General features: G+C 53.8%; 21 protein-coding genes and 1 pseudogene. 8 read left to right on the forward strand and 14 right to left on the reverse strand.

Annotation, left to right across the window (positions count from 1 at the left end; translation table 11 throughout):
• The first annotated feature begins 47 nt into the window (after positions 1-47).
• Entirely contained in the window at positions 48-992 is a 945-nt protein-coding gene (locus GM298_RS01710; protein ID WP_025756451.1) for an SMP-30/gluconolactonase/LRE family protein, read from the forward strand.
• Positions 993-1,043: 51 nt separating this feature from the next.
• Here GM298_RS01710 and GM298_RS01715 read toward each other — a convergent pair whose 3' ends face one another.
• Complete coding sequence (locus GM298_RS01715; RefSeq protein WP_266153438.1) at positions 1,044-2,081, reverse strand: aldo/keto reductase; 1,038 nt, start codon at positions 2,079-2,081, stop codon at positions 1,044-1,046.
• 927 nt (positions 2,082-3,008) lie between these two features.
• Between GM298_RS01715 and GM298_RS01720 the strand changes: the two genes are divergently transcribed.
• From GM298_RS01720 to GM298_RS01735, 4 genes and pseudogenes are all read left to right on the forward strand, one after another.
• Positions 3,009-3,698 (forward strand): hypothetical protein, encoded by a 690-nt coding sequence (locus tag GM298_RS01720; RefSeq protein ID WP_025756448.1) that lies wholly within the window; start codon positions 3,009-3,011, stop codon positions 3,696-3,698.
• Between the two features lie 37 nt (positions 3,699-3,735).
• Positions 3,736-4,050, forward strand: a pseudogene (locus GM298_RS01725) (NAD-dependent epimerase); the annotation flags it as partial.
• A gap of 81 nt (positions 4,051-4,131) precedes the next feature.
• Entirely contained in the window at positions 4,132-4,575 is a 444-nt protein-coding gene (locus GM298_RS01730; RefSeq protein WP_025756445.1) for a PACE efflux transporter, read from the forward strand.
• A 94-nt stretch (positions 4,576-4,669) separates the two neighbouring features.
• Complete coding sequence (locus tag GM298_RS01735; protein ID WP_266153441.1) at positions 4,670-5,041, forward strand: VOC family protein; 372 nt, start codon at positions 4,670-4,672, stop codon at positions 5,039-5,041.
• Between the two features lie 12 nt (positions 5,042-5,053).
• Here the strand turns inward: GM298_RS01735 and GM298_RS01740 are convergent, their stop codons facing one another.
• On the reverse strand, positions 5,054-5,821 hold the full coding sequence (locus GM298_RS01740) for a DeoR/GlpR family DNA-binding transcription regulator (RefSeq protein ID WP_266153495.1): 768 nt from the start codon (positions 5,819-5,821) through the stop codon (positions 5,054-5,056).
• 86 nt (positions 5,822-5,907) lie between these two features.
• On the opposite strand from GM298_RS01740, the gene GM298_RS01745 reads away from it, so the two are divergent.
• Positions 5,908-6,492 (forward strand): NUDIX domain-containing protein, encoded by a 585-nt coding sequence (locus tag GM298_RS01745; RefSeq protein WP_266153442.1) that lies wholly within the window; start codon positions 5,908-5,910, stop codon positions 6,490-6,492.
• 83 nt (positions 6,493-6,575) lie between these two features.
• Positions 6,576-7,334 carry a trans-aconitate 2-methyltransferase gene (gene tam, locus GM298_RS01750; RefSeq protein ID WP_025756441.1) on the forward strand — a complete coding sequence of 253 codons (759 nt, stop codon included), beginning with the start codon at positions 6,576-6,578 and terminating at the stop codon, positions 7,332-7,334.
• Positions 7,335-7,339: 5 nt separating this feature from the next.
• Here tam and GM298_RS01755 read toward each other — a convergent pair whose 3' ends face one another.
• The 7 genes from GM298_RS01755 to GM298_RS01785 form a co-directional block, all read right to left on the reverse strand.
• Complete coding sequence (locus tag GM298_RS01755; RefSeq protein ID WP_266153445.1) at positions 7,340-8,530, reverse strand: cytochrome c biogenesis protein/redoxin; 1,191 nt, start codon at positions 8,528-8,530, stop codon at positions 7,340-7,342.
• 134 nt (positions 8,531-8,664) lie between these two features.
• Positions 8,665-9,963 (reverse strand): ATP-binding protein, encoded by a 1,299-nt coding sequence (locus GM298_RS01760; RefSeq protein ID WP_266153447.1) that lies wholly within the window; start codon positions 9,961-9,963, stop codon positions 8,665-8,667.
• Positions 9,960-10,700, reverse strand: a complete 741-nt coding sequence (locus GM298_RS01765) for a response regulator (RefSeq protein ID WP_025756438.1) — start codon at positions 10,698-10,700, stop codon at positions 9,960-9,962. The genes GM298_RS01760 and GM298_RS01765 overlap by 4 nt, the downstream gene beginning before the upstream one ends.
• Before the next feature lie 44 nt (positions 10,701-10,744).
• Complete coding sequence (locus GM298_RS01770; protein ID WP_047958596.1) at positions 10,745-11,740, reverse strand: alpha/beta fold hydrolase; 996 nt, start codon at positions 11,738-11,740, stop codon at positions 10,745-10,747.
• A 145-nt stretch (positions 11,741-11,885) separates the two neighbouring features.
• A complete protein-coding gene (locus GM298_RS01775; protein ID WP_095451311.1) occupies positions 11,886-12,326 on the reverse strand; it encodes a GNAT family N-acetyltransferase in 441 nt (146 codons plus the stop codon).
• Positions 12,327-12,338: 12 nt separating this feature from the next.
• Positions 12,339-12,809: a GNAT family N-acetyltransferase gene (locus GM298_RS01780; RefSeq protein ID WP_266153451.1), complete on the reverse strand. Its 471-nt coding sequence runs from the start codon at positions 12,807-12,809 to the stop codon at positions 12,339-12,341.
• 9 nt (positions 12,810-12,818) lie between these two features.
• Positions 12,819-13,346, reverse strand: coding sequence for a hypothetical protein (locus GM298_RS01785; RefSeq protein WP_262784131.1), 528 nt, complete (start codon positions 13,344-13,346; stop codon positions 12,819-12,821).
• A 117-nt stretch (positions 13,347-13,463) separates the two neighbouring features.
• Between GM298_RS01785 and GM298_RS01790 the strand changes: the two genes are divergently transcribed.
• Entirely contained in the window at positions 13,464-14,012 is a 549-nt protein-coding gene (locus GM298_RS01790) for a GNAT family N-acetyltransferase (protein WP_025756433.1), read from the forward strand.
• Here the strand turns inward: GM298_RS01790 and GM298_RS01795 are convergent.
• From GM298_RS01795 to GM298_RS01815, 5 genes are all read right to left on the reverse strand, one after another.
• A complete protein-coding gene (locus GM298_RS01795; RefSeq protein WP_025756432.1) occupies positions 14,000-14,914 on the reverse strand; it encodes a bestrophin family protein in 915 nt (304 codons plus the stop codon). The genes GM298_RS01790 and GM298_RS01795 overlap by 13 nt on opposite strands.
• Positions 14,915-15,115: 201 nt before the next feature.
• Positions 15,116-16,567, reverse strand: a complete 1,452-nt coding sequence (locus tag GM298_RS01800; protein WP_266153452.1) for a tagaturonate reductase — start codon at positions 16,565-16,567, stop codon at positions 15,116-15,118.
• Positions 16,568-16,684: 117 nt separating this feature from the next.
• Positions 16,685-17,212, reverse strand: coding sequence for a GNAT family N-acetyltransferase (locus tag GM298_RS01805; RefSeq protein WP_126800706.1), 528 nt, complete (start codon positions 17,210-17,212; stop codon positions 16,685-16,687).
• 81 nt (positions 17,213-17,293) lie between these two features.
• On the reverse strand, positions 17,294-18,259 hold the full coding sequence (locus GM298_RS01810) for a sensor domain-containing diguanylate cyclase (protein WP_025756429.1): 966 nt from the start codon (positions 18,257-18,259) through the stop codon (positions 17,294-17,296).
• A gap of 100 nt (positions 18,260-18,359) precedes the next feature.
• Complete coding sequence (locus tag GM298_RS01815) at positions 18,360-19,805, reverse strand: GGDEF domain-containing protein (protein ID WP_266153453.1); 1,446 nt, start codon at positions 19,803-19,805, stop codon at positions 18,360-18,362.
• Positions 19,806-19,830: the final 25 nt, after the last annotated feature.

A 19,830-nucleotide genomic window follows, 5' to 3' on the forward strand; every position in this document is an offset into this window, starting at 1 on the left:
GACTGCAGGTAAAGTCTCCCTCAGTGCTATTGCCGGGGATAAACCACATGAATGGACTAAATCATAACGCGCTTACCCACAGTGCCGTCCCCATCCCGCCCTGCGAGCGTTCTCTTCAGACCGTGGAGGCCCAGCCGTACTTCAGCGTTTCAGAGGGGGCGCTTGTGCTCGAAGGGGCTGTGTTCGATCGGAACAATAACCTGCTGTTTGTTGATGTGGCGACGGGACGCGTGTTTAAGCTCACCCCGGAGCGGCAGCTTTCCATTGTACTTAAGGGGAATACATTCGGTGCTTCCGGCCTGGCGGTACACAAGGATGGACGGATCTTTATTGCGTCGGTGGGCGATATGCAGCGAGGTTCAGTCCGGGCTATCGAACCCGACGGCACCCGTGAGCAGATGGTTGTTGCTCCTGATGCTGGATTTCTTGTCAACGACCTGGTCTTTGATAATCAGGGCGGATTTTATTTTACTGACAGCCGGGGAAATTCAGCCGATCCACAGGGTGGGGTGTTCTACGTTAGTCCCAACGTCGGGTCAATTCATACCATCCTGCCTGGACTCGCGGTCGGGAACGGCATAGCGATTGACTCCGCCGGCTCTCAGATATGGGCCACAGAACACGCTAAAAACAGGCTTCATCGCGTAAGATTGTCAGACGCCACCACGATTGCCCCCTTTGGTTCGGTTGTTACCTATCAGTTCACCGGGCCGGCTCCAGATGGGGCCCGTGTCGACAGCGAAGGCAATGTATATGTGGCCATCTCAGGCCAGGGGCGCGTCATGGTCTTCAACCGCAACGGACTGCCGATTGGGCAAATTGTGCTGCCTGACCGCGACAAAGGTCGTAACCTTAAATCGACAAGCCTGGCGATCCGACCCGGACATCACGAGTTGTTCATTGTCACCAACAGCGGGAACGAACCTGGTGGAGCGATGATTTTTCGATCGGGCGCATTCGCGCCGGCACCGCTTCCCTTTTCACATCAGTGACCGGGCATGAGTGTCCTGGGGGACCCGGCAACGCCGGGCCAGGGAAGGGTGTTAACGGTTCTGTATTGCTGAAGGCGGCGTGAGCGAAGGGGGCGTATCCGGAAGCGGGGGAATGATCCCGTCGACGGGGTGCGGCAGATAGAGGGCCTCGAGTTCCGTGATTTCAGCATCGCTAAGTGAAAAGTCCAGCGCGCTGATAGCCGTGGAAAGATGTTCTGGTTTGGTCGCGCCAATGATCGGGGCTGTGATGACCGTTTTTGATAACAACCATGCAATTGCGACATGAGCTCTTGGCACATCGTGCTTTTCGGCAATTCTGGCAACAACATCAATAACGGGCTTATCCAGAAGGGCTGCGTTCTCGTACATTTTTAATGCAAAGGCATCGTTTTGCGTTCGTCGGGACGTGACACTCCAGTCGCGCGTGAGCCTGCCGCGTGCCAGCGGACTCCAGGGGATTACACCAACGCCCTGGTCTTCACACAGGGGCAGCATCTCGCGCTCTTCTTCCCGGTAAAGCAGGTTGTATTGCGGTTGCATCGTAATAAATCGGGTCCAGCCGTTACGCTCTGCAGTATGCTGCATTTTTGCAAAGCGCCAGGCTTCCATAGATGATGCGCCGATGTAACGTACTTTTCCTGATTTAACGAGGTCATGCAGAGCCTCCATGGTCTCTTCAACAGGCGTGGAGTGGTCAAAGCGGTGAATCTGAAAGAGATCCACATAATCCATACCTAAGCGCGTCAGACTATCGTCAATAGACTGAAAAATGGCCTTGCGGGAAAGAAACCCGGTATTGGGTGAGTTGCGCCACGGAAAGAAGGTCTTTGTCGCCACAACGATCTCGTCGCGTCTGGCCATTTCTCTTAGCGCTTTTCCTGTGATCTCTTCAGAATTTCCGCCCGAGTAGATATTCGCGGTATCAAAAAAATTAATGCCCGCTTCAAGCGCCTGACGGATGAGCGGACGTGACGCCTTTTCATCCAGGGACCAGGGTTGAGGCAGGCGTTCAGGTTCACCATAGCTCATACAACCGAGGCAAAGACGGGAGACTTTCAAACCGCTACGACCCAGATTCACATACTTCATTCTGTGTTCCTTCTTTTATTGCCAGCAATTCTGTATACAACAGGGTATTGCACTGACATGAAGGTAACCAGCATGCGCCATCGAATGGTGTTGTGAGTTTTTTTCACTAATGGTCGTAATCGTTATTCATATCATCATTCCTGAAATCATTTAACGCAGTACGACAGACCTAATGGAATAAAAGGGGGACCTGAAAATTCACAACATGCTGATTTCTGGAGCCGTATGATACCTATAAAGTATATTTAACATAATATACATTATGCGCACTAACGGAGAGTTGCATAAATATAGAGATTCGTGTGGCTTGTACGAGACCCATCAATGGCTATCGCTCACCATCCGGTAAGTTCTTTACCACTCCGTATCCTGGCTCAACGTTTATGCAGGTTCCGTGCGCCCAGTGTCTTAGCTGCCGCAAACACTCACTCGAATGGACAACTCGCTGTACGCATAAATCCCGGATTTGCGGTCGGATCGGTTTCAGCAAACGTCAGCGTAAACACTTCTCAGGATGAACTCTCCGTTCTGTTACCTCGCGTTCACTTTTCTTTCTTTATAAATACAAAAGCATTTACCTCAGGTGTTTGCCTTAGATAATTTCCGTCTCGTTCTCTGAAACTCACACCACCTTCATCTTTCAACTAAAAGTAAAGATCTATGATATATTATGAAACTAACGCCAGGGCAAATTTATATTGCGTCGCTGCTGATGTCATGAAGATTGATGGCAAACCTGCTGATGCATCAGGGTCTGTTTATCTCGTCGTACCCAAAGCCATTTCAGACAAAGTTGAAGCCTTAATAGTGCGGCGTGGCTGGACGAATTTCAAACGTACGGATTCGGTTTATGCCTATATCTATTACGCTGATGTCTGACATTTTGTCACCTGTTCTTATGTACTATTACACTCAGGAAATATTACCATGGCTAAAGAAATAGATAAATCAGGTCAACTTTCTGAAGAAACCAAAGAGGCTTTGAGTTTCTTATCAGAACTCGCAAATAAACAACTCACTCTTTATAAACTTACTATCACGGATGAATTAAAAAACGCTGAGCAGAGCAAGACCCTGCCTATTACCGCGATCATTAATCGTGATGGGCAGACACGTTCATATTTAAAAAAGGAAGCCGACAACATTAATAAGGTTGTTGATGAAGCCGCGGGCATGTTTATTGGAGATCAGAGTGTTGCCACCGGCATAGGCAATATGCTCAAACTTCTCATTGCATCATTCCTTGGTAGCTCAGAGGGTGAAGAGGTCTACAAGGAGAAGTATTTGTGTTACACCGATGGTATTTCATTACTCCGCTTCGATTTTCTTGCCTGGAAGCGAAACGTTAAAACCCAATCGTTGTTAACACATACGGAATCTGTCTCCGCCTACTACTATACGATTTCAGTGGTCGATGCCACAAAAGTTGATTTCCAGACGTTTGCCGCGCTTTATAAGGACGTACTGAAGTCAGGCGGAGAGTCGGCAGAAGAAATCATAAAAAGTCTGGATGACCTGCAAAAGATCTATGATCGCCTTCGCCAAAAAACCAGCGATCAGCTGAAGGCACATATCGAAAACAATTACAGTAGCAAGTCGCTTTTACATCTAATGTAGCACTGTAAAACCTCTGGCCTGTACGGCAGAGGTTTTCCATGAGCTTGAACCGTTTTCCCGTTTCCACATGCGCGGACATTGGGATCCTGATGGAACAACAATGGCCGCAGCCATAACATTAGCCGCAGAGCGTGCCGGGATTAAGGCGAAAGTGAAAATGTTTCCCTGGTGGCTGGTCTCCGCGATGAGTCCCTTTAACACCACACTGCGTGAGATGCAGGAGATGCGCTACCTTTGGGAGCAGACGGTTGAGATGGACAATTCAAAACTGATTGCTTTTTTAGACCATGAGCCGCAGACCCCTCTTATCGATGCCGTGCATTCCACATTAGCGGGTCTGGGGTGTATTTAACATAACTTCAACTTCCTCGTTTAGAGAGGATTGAAAGATGTCTGATATACTTAAGCTTTTGATAAATACTGCCCTGAACAAATGGAAATTGAACTGGATAAGAGTTTTAAAGAGCGAATCTTTCATGCCGTCATTTTTGAAGTGACGGCCAACGTTATCATCGCCCTGTCGCTTGCCTGGCTGATGAACGTGTCGGTTCTCCAGTCCGGCTCGTTGTCCGTGATATCTGCACTTACCGCAACGGCCTGGAATTTTGTGTTTAATAAGCTCTTTGACTCGCTGCAGAAAAAACGCCAGTTTCAACGAACCTTCCTCGTTCGTGCAATCCATGCGGTTGGTTTTGAAACTGGACTGATCGTCACCTTAATCCCTGTCGCTATGGTGATGCTGAATTTAACAATGACTGAGGCATTTTTTGTTGAAATCGGTCTTGTGCTGTTTTTCCTGCCATATACGATGCTGTTTAACTGGCTTTATGATTACCTGCGCTGGATATGGGTAGGACGGAAACGCTCTGCCGTGTAGCGAGATATCCGTCACAATGACACGCTCCTGAAAGCATGCGACTCCACTCGCCTTCTATACTCTTAATTTCTCTACATCTTTTCAGGAGTCGACAATGTTTGATCATGTTAAATTCGGCGTGAGTGATTATGAAAAAAGTAAAACGTTCTTCCTGGAGGCGCTAAAGCCGCTTGGGGTGGAGCTCATTGATGAAGGCACGCCAGACTACGGTGTCGAAATGAGTTCAGGTGACGTTTCGCTCTGCCTTTACCAGACCCCGGAAAAACCGGCGCCGCTTCATCTGGCGTTTGTTGCTAATACCCGTCAGCAAGTCGATGCGTTTTATCATGCTGCCCTGCGCGCCGGCGGACGGGATAACGGTGGGCCGGGATTACGCCCGTACAGCGAACACTACTATGCCGCTTTCGTCATCGCGCCTGATGGTCATAACATCGAGGCGGTGTGCCATGCGCCGCAGATCGTGTAGCTCAACGCTTCTTCACTCATGCCCTGAGGCTAGCACCACGGATACTCCTTTATCCGATACCGCGCGGATCCAGTTCTTATCGGTATTGTCTTCAACGACGATAGTGTTTACCGAAGACACGTCCCCGATGACGAACGATGAAGCAGTGTTTATCTTTTCCGGAGACGCCAGGACTACCGTCTCGGCGGCTCTGGCGGAAAATGCTCGTTTAATGCATGCCTCTTCAAAATCACCGGTTGTCAGACCCGCGTCAGGATGGATACCGGTCACACCCATGAAAAACAGATCCGCGTGAATATTTTCGATCCCTTCGATGGCCGCTGCGCCAACCGCGACAATAGAGTGTTTATATAAACGGCCACCGATCAGAATGACCTCAATGGACGGATGATCGACGAGCCCCAGGGCAATACCCGGGCTGTGCGTGACCACCGTGATACGCAGGTCAGGCGGTAAAAAGGTAATCAGCGCCGACGTTGTGGTGCCACCGTCGACGATCACCACCTGGCCTGAAGAAATCAGCTGCGCGCCTTTGCGGGCCACACGTTGTTTTGCATCCATTTTCACAGACTGGCGTTCAGCAAACGGAGCAACAGCGGAGGATGACGGCAGAGCGCCGCCGTGCACGCGCTGTAAATGCCCTTCTGCCGCCAGCTCGCGTAAATCGCGTCGGATGGTGTCTTCTGAAACATCGAAGAGCGCACTGAGCGCTTTAGACTGGACCTGACCCTCGGCGCTGAGTTTTTCAAGGATCAATTGTTTTCGCTGACTGGTGAGCATCATGACTTCCCGAGGTTGCATGTTTTATCTTGAAACTGCACGATAATGCTGTTTATGATGATTACTCTACGTAAGGAGGAACAAACGTGCAATCAAAACGTGCAGATGTACGCATCATCAACAGTGAAACGCTGTCAGATAACTGGTACGTCCTTAAAAAATACACCTTAGACCTGCAGCGACGTGATGGCGAATGGCAGCGGCAGCACCGTGAAGTCTACGACCGTGGCAACGGCGCGACGATTCTGCTCTATAACCGCGATAAAAAGACGGTGATCCTGACCCGCCAGTTCCGCTTTCCTGTGTTTATTAATGGCCATGAGGATAATTTGATTGAAGCTGCGGCGGGGTTACTGGACAACATGGATCCCGAAAGCCGCATAAAAACCGAAGCGGAAGAAGAGACCGGCTTTCGCGTGTCTCGCGTGCAGAAAATCTTTGAAGCCTATATGAGCCCGGGCTCCGTCACGGAAAAACTCTATTTTTATGTTGCCGAGTACCAGCCGAAAGACCGAACCGGCACAGGCGGCGGGATCAAGGCAGAGGGAGAAGATATCGACGTGCTGGAAATGCCCCTTGAAGAGGCACTACGCGGCATTGAAACCGGCAAGATAGTCGACGGGAAAACCATCATGCTGCTTTATCATGTTGCGCTGAAAGGCATTCTGTAACCGCCTGCTCTCCTGGCGCCTGCCACGGTGCAGGCGTTTGCCTGTGCTATTCTTGCAGAAGCATGCAAAACGGAGAACCGAAGATGGCCGACTGGAACCCTGCTCTTTACCTGCAGTACGGCGCAGAAAGAACGCGTCCTGCCGCGGAACTGCTCGCCAGAATTCCTCTTGATGAGGCCGCCACCATTGCCGATCTGGGCTGCGGGCCCGGAAACAGCACAGCGTTGCTGAGGCATCGCTGGCCTTCCGCACACATCACCGGCGTTGATAACTCCCCTGCCATGCTCGAGGAAGCACGCGCCGCGCTACCTGACTGCCACTTCGTTGAGGCCGATATTCGCCAGTACAAACCGGCTCAGCCCCTGAGCCTGATCTATGCCAACGCGTCGCTGCAATGGGTTCCTGACCATTACACGCTGCTGCCTCACCTTGTCTCCCTGCTCAGGTTAAACGGCGTACTGGCGATCCAGATGCCTGACAACTGGCTGGAACCCACGCATGTGGCAATGCGTGAAGTGGCGCTGGAGCAAGACTACCCTGACCGCGGCCGCGAGGCTCTGCCGGGCGTACATGCCTATTACGACATCCTGTCGGAGGCCGGTTGCGACGTAGATATCTGGCGGACCACCTATTTCCATAAAATGAATTCGCACCAGGCGATTATCGACTGGGTCAGCGCCACCGGTTTACGCCCATGGCTTCAGGAGTTGAATGAGAGCGAGCAGAAACGTTTTCTGAAACGCTACCATGAACTGCTGGAAGAGCAGTATCCGCTCCAGGAAAACGGGCAGATACTGCTGGCTTTTCCCCGGTTGTTTATCGTCGCTCAACGTCAGCCCTGAGCCGATTATGAACGAGCTTCTTTGAGCAACTGCTGAATAACCTTTTCCTGTTGCTCATAATCACCTTCGCCAAAGGCGGTATAGCGCAGCTGCCCTTTGGCATCAAAATAGTAATGTGCGGGCCAGTACTGATTACCGAAAGCATTCCAAATTTGATAGTTGTTGTCCGTCACCACCCGATACGGTAGTTGCCATTTATTGACCGCATTTTTTACCGACGAAAGCGGTTTTTCCCACGGATATTCCGGAGTATGGACCCCAATCACGACCAACCCCTGAGATTGGTATTTGGTGGCCCAGTCCCGCACATGGGGGAGCGTATGCTGGCAGTTGATACAGTCCCACGTCCAGAAATCGATCAGGACAACCTTCCCCCGCAATGATTCAGACGTGACAGGGTCACCGTTTATCCACCCTGTTCCACCGCTTAGCGAAGGTAACTGGCTACTGGGTTCGGTCATGACTACCGGCTGGAGCTTCACCGGCGTGGTCGCAGGCTTCGCCAGCTTTAACAGCGCGGTCTCAAGCCGGTCCGCGACGCCGTTTGCTCCTTTCAGCAGCGACGTCATCCCTGTCGCATTCAGGACGACTGCCGCTAACATCACCACACCCGCTCCCTGGCGCAGCTTCGCCATCAGTGCCGACTTTGCGCTTAACGGTGCCATCAGCGTGCGGCCGCCGAACACGAGCAAACCCAGCATCAGCGCGCATCCGCTGCCATAGGCGGTCAACAGTGCGCCGGTGGCAATGGCCGAATGCCCCGCGATATTAATGCTGAAAATAGCACCCAGAATGGGCCCCGCGCAGGGAGACCAGAGCAGCCCGACCGCCAGCCCGGCCAGAAACGCTGATGCCATACCGCGCGTTTGTCCGCTTCGGGTGTTGAGGACGTTTCCGGCGCTCACGGCAGGGCCCGCCATGCGCTGGGCGAAGGACGGGAAAATTAAGGCCAGCGCGGCGGCGACCAGGATGACGAGCGCGATCCAGCGCCCGATAAGGGTGGCTTGCGTTATCCACTCGCTGGCGACGGTGACGACCATCGCGACCAGAGTGAACATCACGATCATCCCCGCGAGCAGCGCCAGAATATGGCGCCGCTGCCCCTGAAAACCGGCAAACAGGAGTGGAATAACCGGGAGCGTACATGGACTGAGCAGGCTGATCATCCCGCCCAGAAAAGCGATTACCAGAAACATAGTGACCTCACAAAACAAGTCCTGCGACGCTGCAGTGAGGCTATTTCATCGTACGGATGTGTTCCGGATGTGTGCAAACGCACGGGTTTTGTCTGGCTTTGTATCCTGATAGCGGGAGATACAAAGCCGTACAATTAATGGCGTGGAAGCGTAATGGAGACCTGCAGCCCGCCCCCGGCACGGTTCGCCAGGTTCAGCTTTCCGTCAAGCTGAGCGGTGAGCTGCGCGGCGATCGCCAGGCCAAGCCCCGTTCCGCCGGTATCGCGGTTGCGTGATGTTTCAACCCGATAAAATGGCTGTAAAACCGCCTCAAGCTCGGCGTCGGGGATCCCCGGTCCGTCGTCCGCAATGTGAATAACTACCTCGCTCTCAGACGAATCATCTATCGCAATCGTGGCTCGCTCGCCGAATTTGAGAGCGTTATCCAACAGGTTGGTCATTACCCGTCGTAGCGCCTGCGGGCGCGTAACGATCGGCAGGCGGGTCTCGTTTGCCGGAAACTGCACGTTTTTACCGATATCCTGATAATCGCAGGCGATGCTGTTGACCCAGGCGTTGAGCTCCAGCTTCAGAGAGGTCTCTTCCAGGGATTCTGATGACCGGGCATAGGCAATACCCTCCCGCACCAGACGCGTCATGCTATCAAGATCGTTCAGGAGCTTGTCGCGAAGTTCAGGCTCCCCGGCCATTTCGACGCGCAATTTCATGCGGGTTATGGGTGTCTGGAGATCGTGCGAAATGGACGCTAGAATCTGTGCGCGCTCCCGCAGGTAAGACTGAATACGCGCCTGCATCGCATTGAAGGCGTGCGCTGCCCGCTGAACCTCCAGTGGCCCTTTCTCCATCATTGGCGTGCTGGACGCGGGATCCAGAGAATCCACCGCACGGGTAAAGTGCGAAAAAGGCCGCACCACCTGCCGCACGGCTATCCAGGAGCAGGCCGCCAGAAGCAGCAATTGCAGGATGAGCACCACCGGCAGCCAGCTGGCGACGGGCGGCATGCGTGGGATCAGGTCGATGGTCAGCGGCGCACCATCGTGTAACGTAAGATGAGCCTGAATATGGGAAACGGCCCCAGGAACCGCGGTAAAGCTGAGCGGGTACTGTGCCGCGAGCGTGGCGGTCAGGGTGCGGATGGCATCCTTTGAACGCTTATCCGTCGGCGCGGCGCCGGGCTCCCCGCGGCCCAGGATATACCGATAGTTACCCCGTTCGAGCCGCCCAAGCCAGGCGGCGCGTTCACTGGCCGGCAACCGGTCTAAAATGGCGACGCTCGTTGCGACATCGTTTTCCAGATTGCCGAGCATCACCGTGCGGGCGCTGTGCATGCGTTCAATCATGACCAGCGTCAGGCTCAGGGCGTTCGCCAGCAGCAGACCGGTCAGCACAACGATCAGTAAACGGGCCAGTAGCGAGCGTGGCCAGAGCCTCATTCATTAGCCTCTTTAATAATCACCGGCATGGTAAAGACATAACCTTCGCTGCGCACGGTTTTGATATAGGCGGGCGTGCGGGCATCTTCATTCAGACGCTGACGAACACGACTCACCAGCAGGTCGATTGAGCGTTCAAACAGCTCGGCGTCGCGCCCCTGCGTCAGGTTAAGCAACTGATCCCGGGTCAGCACGCGCTGAGGATGGTCCAGGAACACCCGCAGCAGACGATACTCCGCCCCGCTGAGCGCCACAATCACCCCTTCAGGATCGATTAAGTGGCGGGCGACGGTATCAAGCTGCCATTCACCGAACATCACCAGCCGCCCTGCTTCCGTTACCTGTAAATTGGGCGGCATTGTGCGAAAACGACGTAAAATGGCTTTGATGCGCGCCAGGAGTTCCCGGGCGACAAACGGCTTCACCACGTAGTCATCCGCGCCCATTTCCAGTCCCAGGATCCTGTCCGTCTCTTCGTTGCGCGCCGTCAGCATCAGAATGGGCAGATCTTTATGTTTGCCGCTGCGCAACTGTCGGCATAGCGTAAGTCCGTCATCGCCGGGCATCATGACATCCAGCACCACCAGGTCGATATGCTGTTTATCCAGCACGGCGCGCATCTCTTTGCCGTTGGCCGCGCCCGTCGCGCGGTAGCCAGATTTCCCGAGATAATCGACAATCAGTTCACGAATATCCCTGTCGTCATCGACGACAAGGATATGATCAATATGCTCCACCGAACTCTCCTGACTAAGGGGTAACGTATTGAAAATAGCACATATCACAGCTTATCCGCGTCGATAACCGCCTTGACGAAATCCTGCGGATCTTCCTGAGGCGGGTTGTGCCCCACGGTTGCCCCGAAGGTCCGGTGCTCATATTTACCGGTAAATTTAGCTGCATAAGCCTGTGGTGCCGGGTGCGGCGCGCCGTTGTTTCCGCCCTCAATGGTGATGGTCGGGACGGTAATGTTCGGCAAGGCGGCCAGTTTTCGCTCGTAGCTGTCGTATTTCCTTTCCCCTTTTTCCAGCCCTAACCGCCAGCGATAGTTGCTGAGCGTCACCGCGACGTGATCCGGGTTATCAAGGGATTTGGCGCTGGCGTTAAAGACTGCATCGCTAAATTTCCAGTCGGGCGATGCCTGCGACCAGATTAAGCGCGCGAAGTCATGCGTGTTTTTGGCATAGCCTTGTGCGCCGCGCGCGGTGGCGAAATAGAACTGATACCACCACTGCTGCTCTGCTTTTGGCGGCAGCGGCTGTTTACCAATCTGCTGGCTGCTGATGAGATATCCGCTCACCGAGACCAGAGATTTCACGCGCTCTGGCCACAATGCGGCAACGATATCTGCCGTACGGGCACCCCAGTCGTATCCGGCAAATACCGCTTGTCTGATGTTCAGGGCGTCCATCAGGTTGACGATGTCTTTCGCCATGGCCGAAGGCTGACCGTTGCGCGGCGTTTTTGCTGACAGGAAGCGCGTGGTGCCGTAGCCACGCAGCGAAGGCACAATGACGCGGTAACCTTTTGCCGCCAGCGCGGGTGCGACTTCGGCGTAGCTGTGAATATCATAGGGCCAGCCGTGTAACAAAATGACCGGTTGACCCTCTTTCGGGCCGATATCGACATAACCGACGTTTAGATCGCCGGCGTTAATTTGCTGCGGATGATCAAAGGCGGCCGCAAAATTTGTGCCGGTGACTTCGGCCTGACAGGACATCACGGTGCCAAGAGAAACGGTCAATGCGAGGGTTGAGTAAGCAAGTTTGCTGAACATGTTGGTATCTCCGGTTGAGTACAATTCACGGGGATATCACAACATCTCTATGTATAGCGGATATGTGCGAATGCGGGTTTATTGCAAGCCTGTGTAAGTATCAGCAACGCGGATACAGTGTGATACAAACCCAGGCGTTTTAGCGTTATAGCGAGAGGCGGTAGCGAACGTAGTCGTCAGCCTCAGCGTATTTGTCATAGAGTTTACGCGCCGGGTTGTTCTCCCGGGTAACCCAATACAGTTTTGACCACCCTTCACGCTTGCCTTCCTCAATCAGGGCATCAATGAGTGCTTTACCCGCTCCTGCCCCACGTTCGGAGGCATCCACAAACAGGTCTTCAAGGTAACAGACTGGGGCCGTTGACCAGGTGCCTTCATGCAGAATGCACATCGCAAAACCGATGACCTTTTTGTCCTTCTCTACCACGCGGCAGAACATGGGTGAGCTTTCAGATAGCGCCCTTTCCCATGTTGATGCCGTGACCGACTCATCAAGGTAGCAGTCATAAAAATGGGTATAGCCGTCCCACAGCGGTCGCCACTGGACGTAATCGTCTGCGCGTAAAGGTCTTACCGTAACAGCCATGCGTTCCTCACATTACACATTGATTGCCATTTCATAACAGCGTAAATCAGCGCCCGCCATGCGCGAGTGATGATATTTTTCGTTCAGCGTGACAAAGCCCAGTTTCTGGTAAAACGTCCACGCGTTAGGCGTTGCATCGAGCGTCAGGCGGGTTATCCCCCGGCTGCGAGCTTCTTGTTTGAGCGCCTCGATAATACGGGTCGCCATGCCTTTACCGGTTGCTGAGGGCAAGGTGAATATCGCCTCCAGACAGTGGGTATCCAGATCCAGATAACCGGTCGCCGCGACGTGGCCCTTTTCATCTTCCACCACGTAAAATGGGTAATCAATGACCATCTGCCGGTAGCGTTCGGGCATCAGATCGGGCGTCCAGCGCGCAATGACATCCGCGTCGTAGCTGGTTTTACAGCCGTGACGAATCGCCTGATTGCGAATATTCCAGAGTGTTTCGGCTTCCTGCGGATTCGCTTTTCGTAACGTCATATCACCTCTTTAACGGCTTTTTAACCGGATTTCACGTGCAACGCTGGCAAGATGCTGAGTGCGACAATAGAGGGTAAACAGCACAAAGCCGCTGCTATTCATCACCCTCCGACAAAGTATCAGCGCGAAGGATGCAATGACCAGTGGCCAAAGGCTACCGTCATGAGAGAACAGGAAAAGCAGCGCCTGAACGAAGGTCATGACCAGCAGAAGGATGAACACTGCCATAAACCCCAACAATCCTGACATCGCCCCTCGGGCCAAAAGCACGCTGATAACAATGAGCGCGCCAGTCATGATTAATGATGGTACGAAAAAACTCAGCGCATGCTGTAAAGGGGACAAACCGGGCAACGTGCTGAGAAAAGGCAGAAGATTTAACGTAAACGCCACCAAAAACAGAGGTAACAATGCCGCGACCGGATAAGGATTTTGCCGCGGAAGCTCGCTGAGGGGACGCAACAAAAACCGTTCCTCTTTAACCTGCTGGAGAAGATCCTGAAAACTCCGTCCGATTAAAAGATCCAAAAAACGCATCTATATTTCGCCCATTTTTGGTAGTGAATAACCACAGCACGCCTCGACAGAATGTGATAGAGATGAAAATACCAGAACGCAAACAAAAGCATAACGCTTAAATATGGAGATAGGCGGATGACGATACCAACCCTCATGACAGAACGCTTGCTGCTAAAGCCGCTGGTTGCCGAAGATGCGGTCCAGATACAAAAGCTCTATCCACGCTGGGAGATCGTCCGCTATATGGTCTCTTCCGTGCCCTGGCCCTACCCGGATGACGGCGCGGAAAATTATGTTAACAACGTGGCGCTGCCGGATATGGCAAAAGGGATTGCCTGGTTCTGGAGCATAAGACGTCGCGAGGTGCCGGATGCGCTGATGGGTATTATCTGTCTGTACGATATTGAGGATAACAACCGCGGATTCTGGCTGGCACCGGAATTTCAGGGACAGGGATATATGCGCGAGGCCAGCATTGCGGCGACGGACTACTGGTTCAACACGCTGAACAAACCCGTCTTACGCGCGCCGAAGGCCGCCGCCAACAGCCGTTCCCGTCGTATTTCAGACAGTAGCGGCATGCGGCTTATCAAAACGGAACAGAAAGCGTACGTCAGCGGCGTGCTGGATTCTGAACTGTGGGAGATCACCCGTGACGAGTGGAACGCCCGTCAGGTCAATTGATAGTGCTTATCCGGCATCAGCCTTTCCGGAATATTCTCTTCATCGTTCATCTGCAGCAGATCGCGCTCCATCATGTTGCAGATGGCGTCCAGCGGCAGGTCGTTATCTTCGGTGCCAAACGGATCTTCCAGCTCTTCCGCCAGGGTATCCAGCGAGATAAAGGTGTAGGAAATCAGGGCCGAGACGAAGGGCGTCATGTAGTGCAGGTCCACAACCAGCGCGAACGGCAGCATAATGCAGAACAGATACACCGTGCGGTGCAGAATCAGCGTATAGGCAAACGGCACAGGCGTTGTCGCAATCCGCTCGCAGCCGGAAAGGACGATGGACATGTCGTTGAGTCGGTTATTCAGGCTGTGAAACAGAATGTCTGAGAGTTGCCCGTTACGTCGCCGCACGGCCAGCCACTCCCCCATGATCAGCAAAATACGGTTTGCCGGTGAGTTGGCGTCCATGACGTTACGTAAATCATCCGCAGCGAGATAGCGTGAGAGTTGCTCAGCGTTCAGTTCCCGGCGCAGGGTCATGCGCAGACAGTTGGCAAAAGCAATCTGCAGTCGAACGAATTCGCCCAGGTGCTTATCGTCAGGCAAGGTGTTTTTTACCTCGCGAAACAGCGAGCGTGCCGCTATCATCAGCTGACCCCAGAGCAGCCGGGCTTCGACGTAGCGGGAATAACAGGCGTTGTTTCTGAAACCCAGAAAGATAGCGATCGCCACGCCGAGAATGCTGAATGGCGCCACGGTAAATTTAATACCCAGCGAGGTATACCACGGCAGCATCAGGATAACGGCGATAGAGAGCAGGAAGTTGAGCAGCAATCGGGTATAGATCTTGGGAAGTACCGAACCGTGCCAGACAAAAATCAGTTGTAGCCAGTGCTGTTTAGGACGAACGATCATAGTGAGTTTCAGGAAAGAAAAGAGCGAGGCTATTAAACGTGATCCCCGTCACCGTTGCAAGCTTGTTAACGGGACATTGCATTTTCTCTCCTGATTAGCGAAAACCGCACGGTGCTGCATGTGATTTTTTAAAAACATGGTAAATAGTATGTTGTAACTAAAAAGGTCGTATTTAAACCCGGCCGAAGCCGGGTGAATGCATTAGCAAAGCGGTTTAACGGCGGCGCGCATACCCTTCAGCAGAATGGCATCCAGATCCAGCGTCACCTGGTCGACAAGCCCGCTTACCTGTGTCAGGTCCTGTTCCCAGTGTTCGTGTACGCTCAGCACCGACTGCACCAGCGCACGGGTACTCAGCTGCCGATCGCGGTGCTGCGCCCAAAGCTGCTGGAAACGCGCCAGCCATGCGGCATCATCCTGTACCGGATAGCCCTCCCCGTTACGCTCCGCGCGGTAAAACGCGATCAGCGCCGCTAAGGCAAAGGTCAGGCGTGCCGGTAATTGCCCCGTTGCCTTCTGCCCTGCCAGCAGTTGCGGCAGGATGCGGGTGCGGTATTTAGTCATGCCGTTAAGCGCGATAGAGAGCAGCTGGTGCCTGATGTAAGGATTACGAAAACGCCCGGTTACCGCACTGGCGAAAGACTCCAGCTCGTCACGCGGCAGATCAAGCACCGGGATGATTTCCTGATAAATCGCTTTTTCGACAAACGCGCACACCTCAGCATCGTTCATCGCCTCGCCTACCGTATCCAGCCCGGCCAGGAAGGCGACCGGGACCAGCGCCGTGTGCGCCCCGTTCAGAATGGCAACCTTGCGCGCTTTATAGGGCTTGATGTCGTCGACAATCAGCACGTTCAACGGGTACTTATCCAGACGAAGCTCGCGGGCAAGGGATGCCGGGCCCTGGATCACAAACAGATAGAAATGTTCAGCCGTGTCCAGGAAACCATCGTGATAACCCAGTTCCGCTTCCAGCTCGGCCGCTTCATCGCGCGGGTAACCGGTCACGATGCGGTCAACTAACGTTGAGCAGAAGCTGTTGGCGTCGTTAAGCCACTGAATAAAGCCGGAAGGCAGTGCCCACTCCCGCGCATAGCGCAAGACGAGTTCGCGCAACGCCTCCCCGTTGTAGTCAATCAGCTCACACGGAATGATGACCCAGCCTTTGTCCGGCGCACCGTGGAAGTGGCTGAAGCGCTCAAACAGCAGCCGCGTCAGCTTCGCCGGATAACTCACCGCCGGAGCATCGTCAAAGTTGTCGCCCGCGTGGTAGCTGATACCGGCTTCGGTGGTGTTTGAAAATACAAACCGCATATCGGGATTGTGGGCCAGTTTCAGGAACGCGTCATAGTCGTCATAGACGTTGATTTCCCGGTTAACGGAGCGGATAAGACGGGCGTCACTCACCGCCTCACCCTGCTCATTCAGACCACGAATGATTGTTGTGTACAACCCATCCTGCGTATTCAATGACGGCGGGAAATCGCTCTGAATCGGGCGAACAATGACCACGCCGGCGTTGAGGTCGGTATGTTCGTTAAGCAGGTCGAGTTGCCAGTCAATGAAGGCGCGCAGGAAATTGCCCTCACCAAACTGAATAATACGTTCTGGATAGAGAGCACCGGGAAAATCACGACGGTTGAGAGTGTTCACCTTGGGTTCCTTTTATAATTAGTCATACAGCCCGATAAGATTGGTACGATAACTTATCAAAACTTAACAACCAGAAACCCTGTTTTGATCAATCCGCGGTGCGGTTGTGCAAAATTATTATAAGAACTTATAGAACACGGAGGTGGCGGTCATGGCGCCGTCCGGCATCAGCGCATAACGCGGGATCTCGCCAACCTTTTGCCAGCCGGCACGCTGATAGAACGTTTCGGCCCCACTGCCGGTGGAGGTATCAAGCACCAGCACCGATATGTCTCTGGCCCTGGCCTCCACTTCCAGCGCTTCCATAAGCGCCATCGCGGCCCCTTTGCGGCGTGCTTTTTCATGTACCAGCAGCTTCGCCACATCGCCACGATGCGGCTGGTTTTCAGGCTGGTCGGTGATGAGCTGAACGGTACCAATGACCCCGTCCTGCGGGTCGATACAGGCAAGCACGAGACGCTCGTTGCGCCCTGCGCTTTCTGCTATGCCGCGCCAGAAAGCGCGGGCCTTATCAAGGCTAAAAGGGAGCATAAAACTGACGGATGCTCCGCCGTTGACGCAGTTTTCGAGGATCTCTGCCAGCGCATCAAGGTGGAGGAGGATCGCTTCCCGGGAGAGGGTTTTGATTTGCAGTGAGGTATTCATTGTTGTTCCTTACGTTGAATACCCCACTTTGCATTTAACAACTTTTTAACGCAAACGGATCGAACATAGGTTTTTGTGATGTCACCGCGAGCGCTGGCGCTGCTGTTTCATGGCATACATCTTTTCATCAGCGTCCTTCAGCCACTGCTGGAGGTCATTGCCATTATGATCGAACTCGCTCAGCCCCCAGGAGAACTGCAGCGACCAGGGGTGTAATTTGCGGGCGTTATAGTTTTCCACCTGCTCAACAAGATACTGCATGGCAATCCAGGCGCCTTGCTCGTCAGTATCCGCGAACAGCACCGCAAACTCGTCCCCACCAAAACGCACCAGCAGATCCGCCTCACGGAAAGAGGCACGCATCAGCTGCGCCATGGTTTTCAGCGCCTTGTCCCCTTCTTCGTGGCCGTAACGATCGTTAATCTCCTTAAAGTGATCCAAATCCAGCCAGCCGAGCGTCAACGGCTCTGCCCGGCGTCTTGCAACGGAAAGGGTAAACCTTACCAGCTGATTAAAGCCCCGACGGTTGAATAATCCGGTTAACTCATCCGTGGTCGCCGCGCTGATTGCGGCAAATTCATCTTCCGCCAGTGCGCCCAGGTCTCCCAGCACGGCAAGATCGGCCGCGGAGAACTCACGAGGCGCGTAATCAATCAGACACAACGAGCCGACACTTGCGCCATCACGCAAGCGCAGCGGGAAGCCCGCGTAAAAACGCACGCGTGGTTCACCGGCCACCAGCGGATTATCCGCAAAACGATCGTCCTGGAGCATATCCCCCACCACAAGCGGGGCCTCAGTCAGGATCGTATGGCCACAAAACGAGATATTACGCGGAACGGTGTCGGGTGCCTGCCCGTCGGCCGACTTCACGATGAGCGAATGCTCATCAATGAGATTGACCATCGCCAGCGGCACCTGGAAAAAGCGCTTCGCCAGGCGAGTGAGCCGGTCAAACGCCGGGGAACTGTCGATCTCCAGCAGACCCGATTCACGCAGGGAGTTCAGTCTGTCTGTTTCATTTTCAGGGGTTGCAGGTGCTTTCATAATGTCTCCTGACGTAAAGCGTTACTCAAAGCGTAGCTTAAACAGTGACATTGTCAGTGTTCTTAAGCCGCTTACTATTCACGTCAATGCCTTATGACGATTAACGCAGCTCTGTTTCATGCCCGGGGGTGGCCATTTGCGCGTCCGCCACCCGGGCGCTGGTACGATTTCGACCCGCTTTTTTTGAACGATAGAGATAGTCGTCCGCTTCGGCCATCAACGTGTTGAAGACCTCGGTCAATTGCCATGCCTCAGCCTTTCCGCTTCCGAGGCCAATACTGACCGTCAGAGAGAGCGTTTGCTGCCGCCATGTAAAAGGGTGACTGGCCACGGTAGCGCGGATCCGTTCCGCCAGCGCATAGCCGTGTTGTGCGTCGCCGGAGTTAACCACCACCGCGAACTCTTCTCCCCCCATACGCGCGACCATCCCGTCTTCGCCAACCACCTGCTGAACCTGGCGGGCAAACGACGCCAGCACGCGATCCCCACACTCGTGGCCGTAGTTATCGTTAATGCTTTTGAAGTAATCAATATCCAGCAGCATCACGGTCAGAAAACGTGAATGGCGGTGCGTCTCTTCGTGTTTTAACGCTTCATACAGCCCGGAACGCGAATAGACATGGGTTAAGAAGTCATAATCCGCCCGCAGTGAAACCTGGCGGATCAGGGAATTAATGGCCGCCATGCTCACGGAAACCATCACCGGACAAATCGCCATCGTGGCAATACCCAGCCGGGCCGAGAACATCATGGGGGTGATAAATGGCGTCGCCACGGCAATATTGATCACCGAACTGGCGACCAGAATGATTTCCGTGGCGCCGGTGATAAAGGTTAGCAGGCAGGTCACGGGCAACGGGTAACGGACCGCACACCAGATAAGCGCAGGCAGCGGAAAGGCGAGACTTCCCGCCCCGCCAATCACCACCGAGGCGGCCACCGAGATCATCAGCGCTATAACCGGCAGAATCTGCTCCAGACGGAACCTGAACTCACGCACGGGCATGCCTACCGTCAGCATACACGGCACCACCAGCACGCCGGTTGAAAACTGCTCGCTGAACCAGTCGGCAAACAGCGGCCAGAAGGTATGACTGTCGATCCCGACCGACCCCACCGCGCCGAGCAACGCACAAAGCAGCGCGGCAACCAGGCAGTAGTTAAACAGGCGTAACGCGTTAAGCGGATCGGGGGTTTTCTTCATTAACCGCTTGTCGCGCTGAATCAGCACGGCAACCACGACAATAAAGATCATATTTGACAGGCTGATCACCACCGAGGCCATGCCCCAGTTGGTGGTCACCGCGTCATACAGCAGCATGGCGACATAGCATACCGCATAGTAATGCAGGCGATTGAGGTACACATAACGGGCGAAGATCCCCGCCATGACGCCATTCAGCGGCCAGAACAGCGACAAAGCCTCAACCAGCCGTAATTCCGCCCCCACAAAATAGAACAAGGTGGTGAGAAGAAAGATCGTCGATGCATTTCGCAGCGGCGTGTCAACCTGGAACAGCCTGAAAGCGGTAAGAGCAGAACGCATTAAATATCATTCCCTATGATAACGC

Origin of the sequence: Enterobacter sp. HSTU-ASh6 (genome assembly GCF_026319105.1) — a bacterium.
GTDB lineage: Bacteria > Pseudomonadota > Gammaproteobacteria > Enterobacterales > Enterobacteriaceae > Enterobacter > Enterobacter sichuanensis.

Bases quoted from the DNA above. Each gene is read 5' to 3' on its own strand.
- GM298_RS01710 (WP_025756451.1), top strand. From the start codon at position 48: ATGAATGGACTAAATCATAACGCGCTTACCCACAGTGCCGTCCCCATC.
- GM298_RS01715 (WP_266153438.1), bottom strand. From the start codon at position 2,081: ATGAAGTATGTGAATCTGGGTCGTAGCGGTTTGAAAGTCTCCCGTCTT.
- GM298_RS01720 (WP_025756448.1), top strand. From the start codon at position 3,009: ATGGCTAAAGAAATAGATAAATCAGGTCAACTTTCTGAAGAAACCAAA.
- GM298_RS01730 (WP_025756445.1), top strand. From the start codon at position 4,132: ATGGAAATTGAACTGGATAAGAGTTTTAAAGAGCGAATCTTTCATGCC.
- GM298_RS01735 (WP_266153441.1), top strand. From the start codon at position 4,670: ATGTTTGATCATGTTAAATTCGGCGTGAGTGATTATGAAAAAAGTAAA.
- GM298_RS01740 (WP_266153495.1), bottom strand. From the start codon at position 5,821: ATGCTCACCAGTCAGCGAAAACAATTGATCCTTGAAAAACTCAGCGCC.
- tam (WP_025756441.1), top strand. From the start codon at position 6,576: ATGGCCGACTGGAACCCTGCTCTTTACCTGCAGTACGGCGCAGAAAGA.
- GM298_RS01755 (WP_266153445.1), bottom strand. From the start codon at position 8,530: ATGTTTCTGGTAATCGCTTTTCTGGGCGGGATGATCAGCCTGCTCAGT.
- GM298_RS01760 (WP_266153447.1), bottom strand. From the start codon at position 9,963: ATGAGGCTCTGGCCACGCTCGCTACTGGCCCGTTTACTGATCGTTGTG.
- GM298_RS01770 (WP_047958596.1), bottom strand. From the start codon at position 11,740: ATGTTCAGCAAACTTGCTTACTCAACCCTCGCATTGACCGTTTCTCTT.
- GM298_RS01775 (WP_095451311.1), bottom strand. From the start codon at position 12,326: ATGGCTGTTACGGTAAGACCTTTACGCGCAGACGATTACGTCCAGTGG.
- GM298_RS01780 (WP_266153451.1), bottom strand. From the start codon at position 12,809: ATGACGTTACGAAAAGCGAATCCGCAGGAAGCCGAAACACTCTGGAAT.
- GM298_RS01785 (WP_262784131.1), bottom strand. From the start codon at position 13,346: ATGCGTTTTTTGGATCTTTTAATCGGACGGAGTTTTCAGGATCTTCTC.
- GM298_RS01790 (WP_025756433.1), top strand. From the start codon at position 13,464: ATGACGATACCAACCCTCATGACAGAACGCTTGCTGCTAAAGCCGCTG.
- GM298_RS01795 (WP_025756432.1), bottom strand. From the start codon at position 14,914: ATGATCGTTCGTCCTAAACAGCACTGGCTACAACTGATTTTTGTCTGG.
- GM298_RS01805 (WP_126800706.1), bottom strand. From the start codon at position 17,212: ATGAATACCTCACTGCAAATCAAAACCCTCTCCCGGGAAGCGATCCTC.
- GM298_RS01810 (WP_025756429.1), bottom strand. From the start codon at position 18,259: ATGAAAGCACCTGCAACCCCTGAAAATGAAACAGACAGACTGAACTCC.
- GM298_RS01815 (WP_266153453.1), bottom strand. From the start codon at position 19,805: ATGCGTTCTGCTCTTACCGCTTTCAGGCTGTTCCAGGTTGACACGCCG.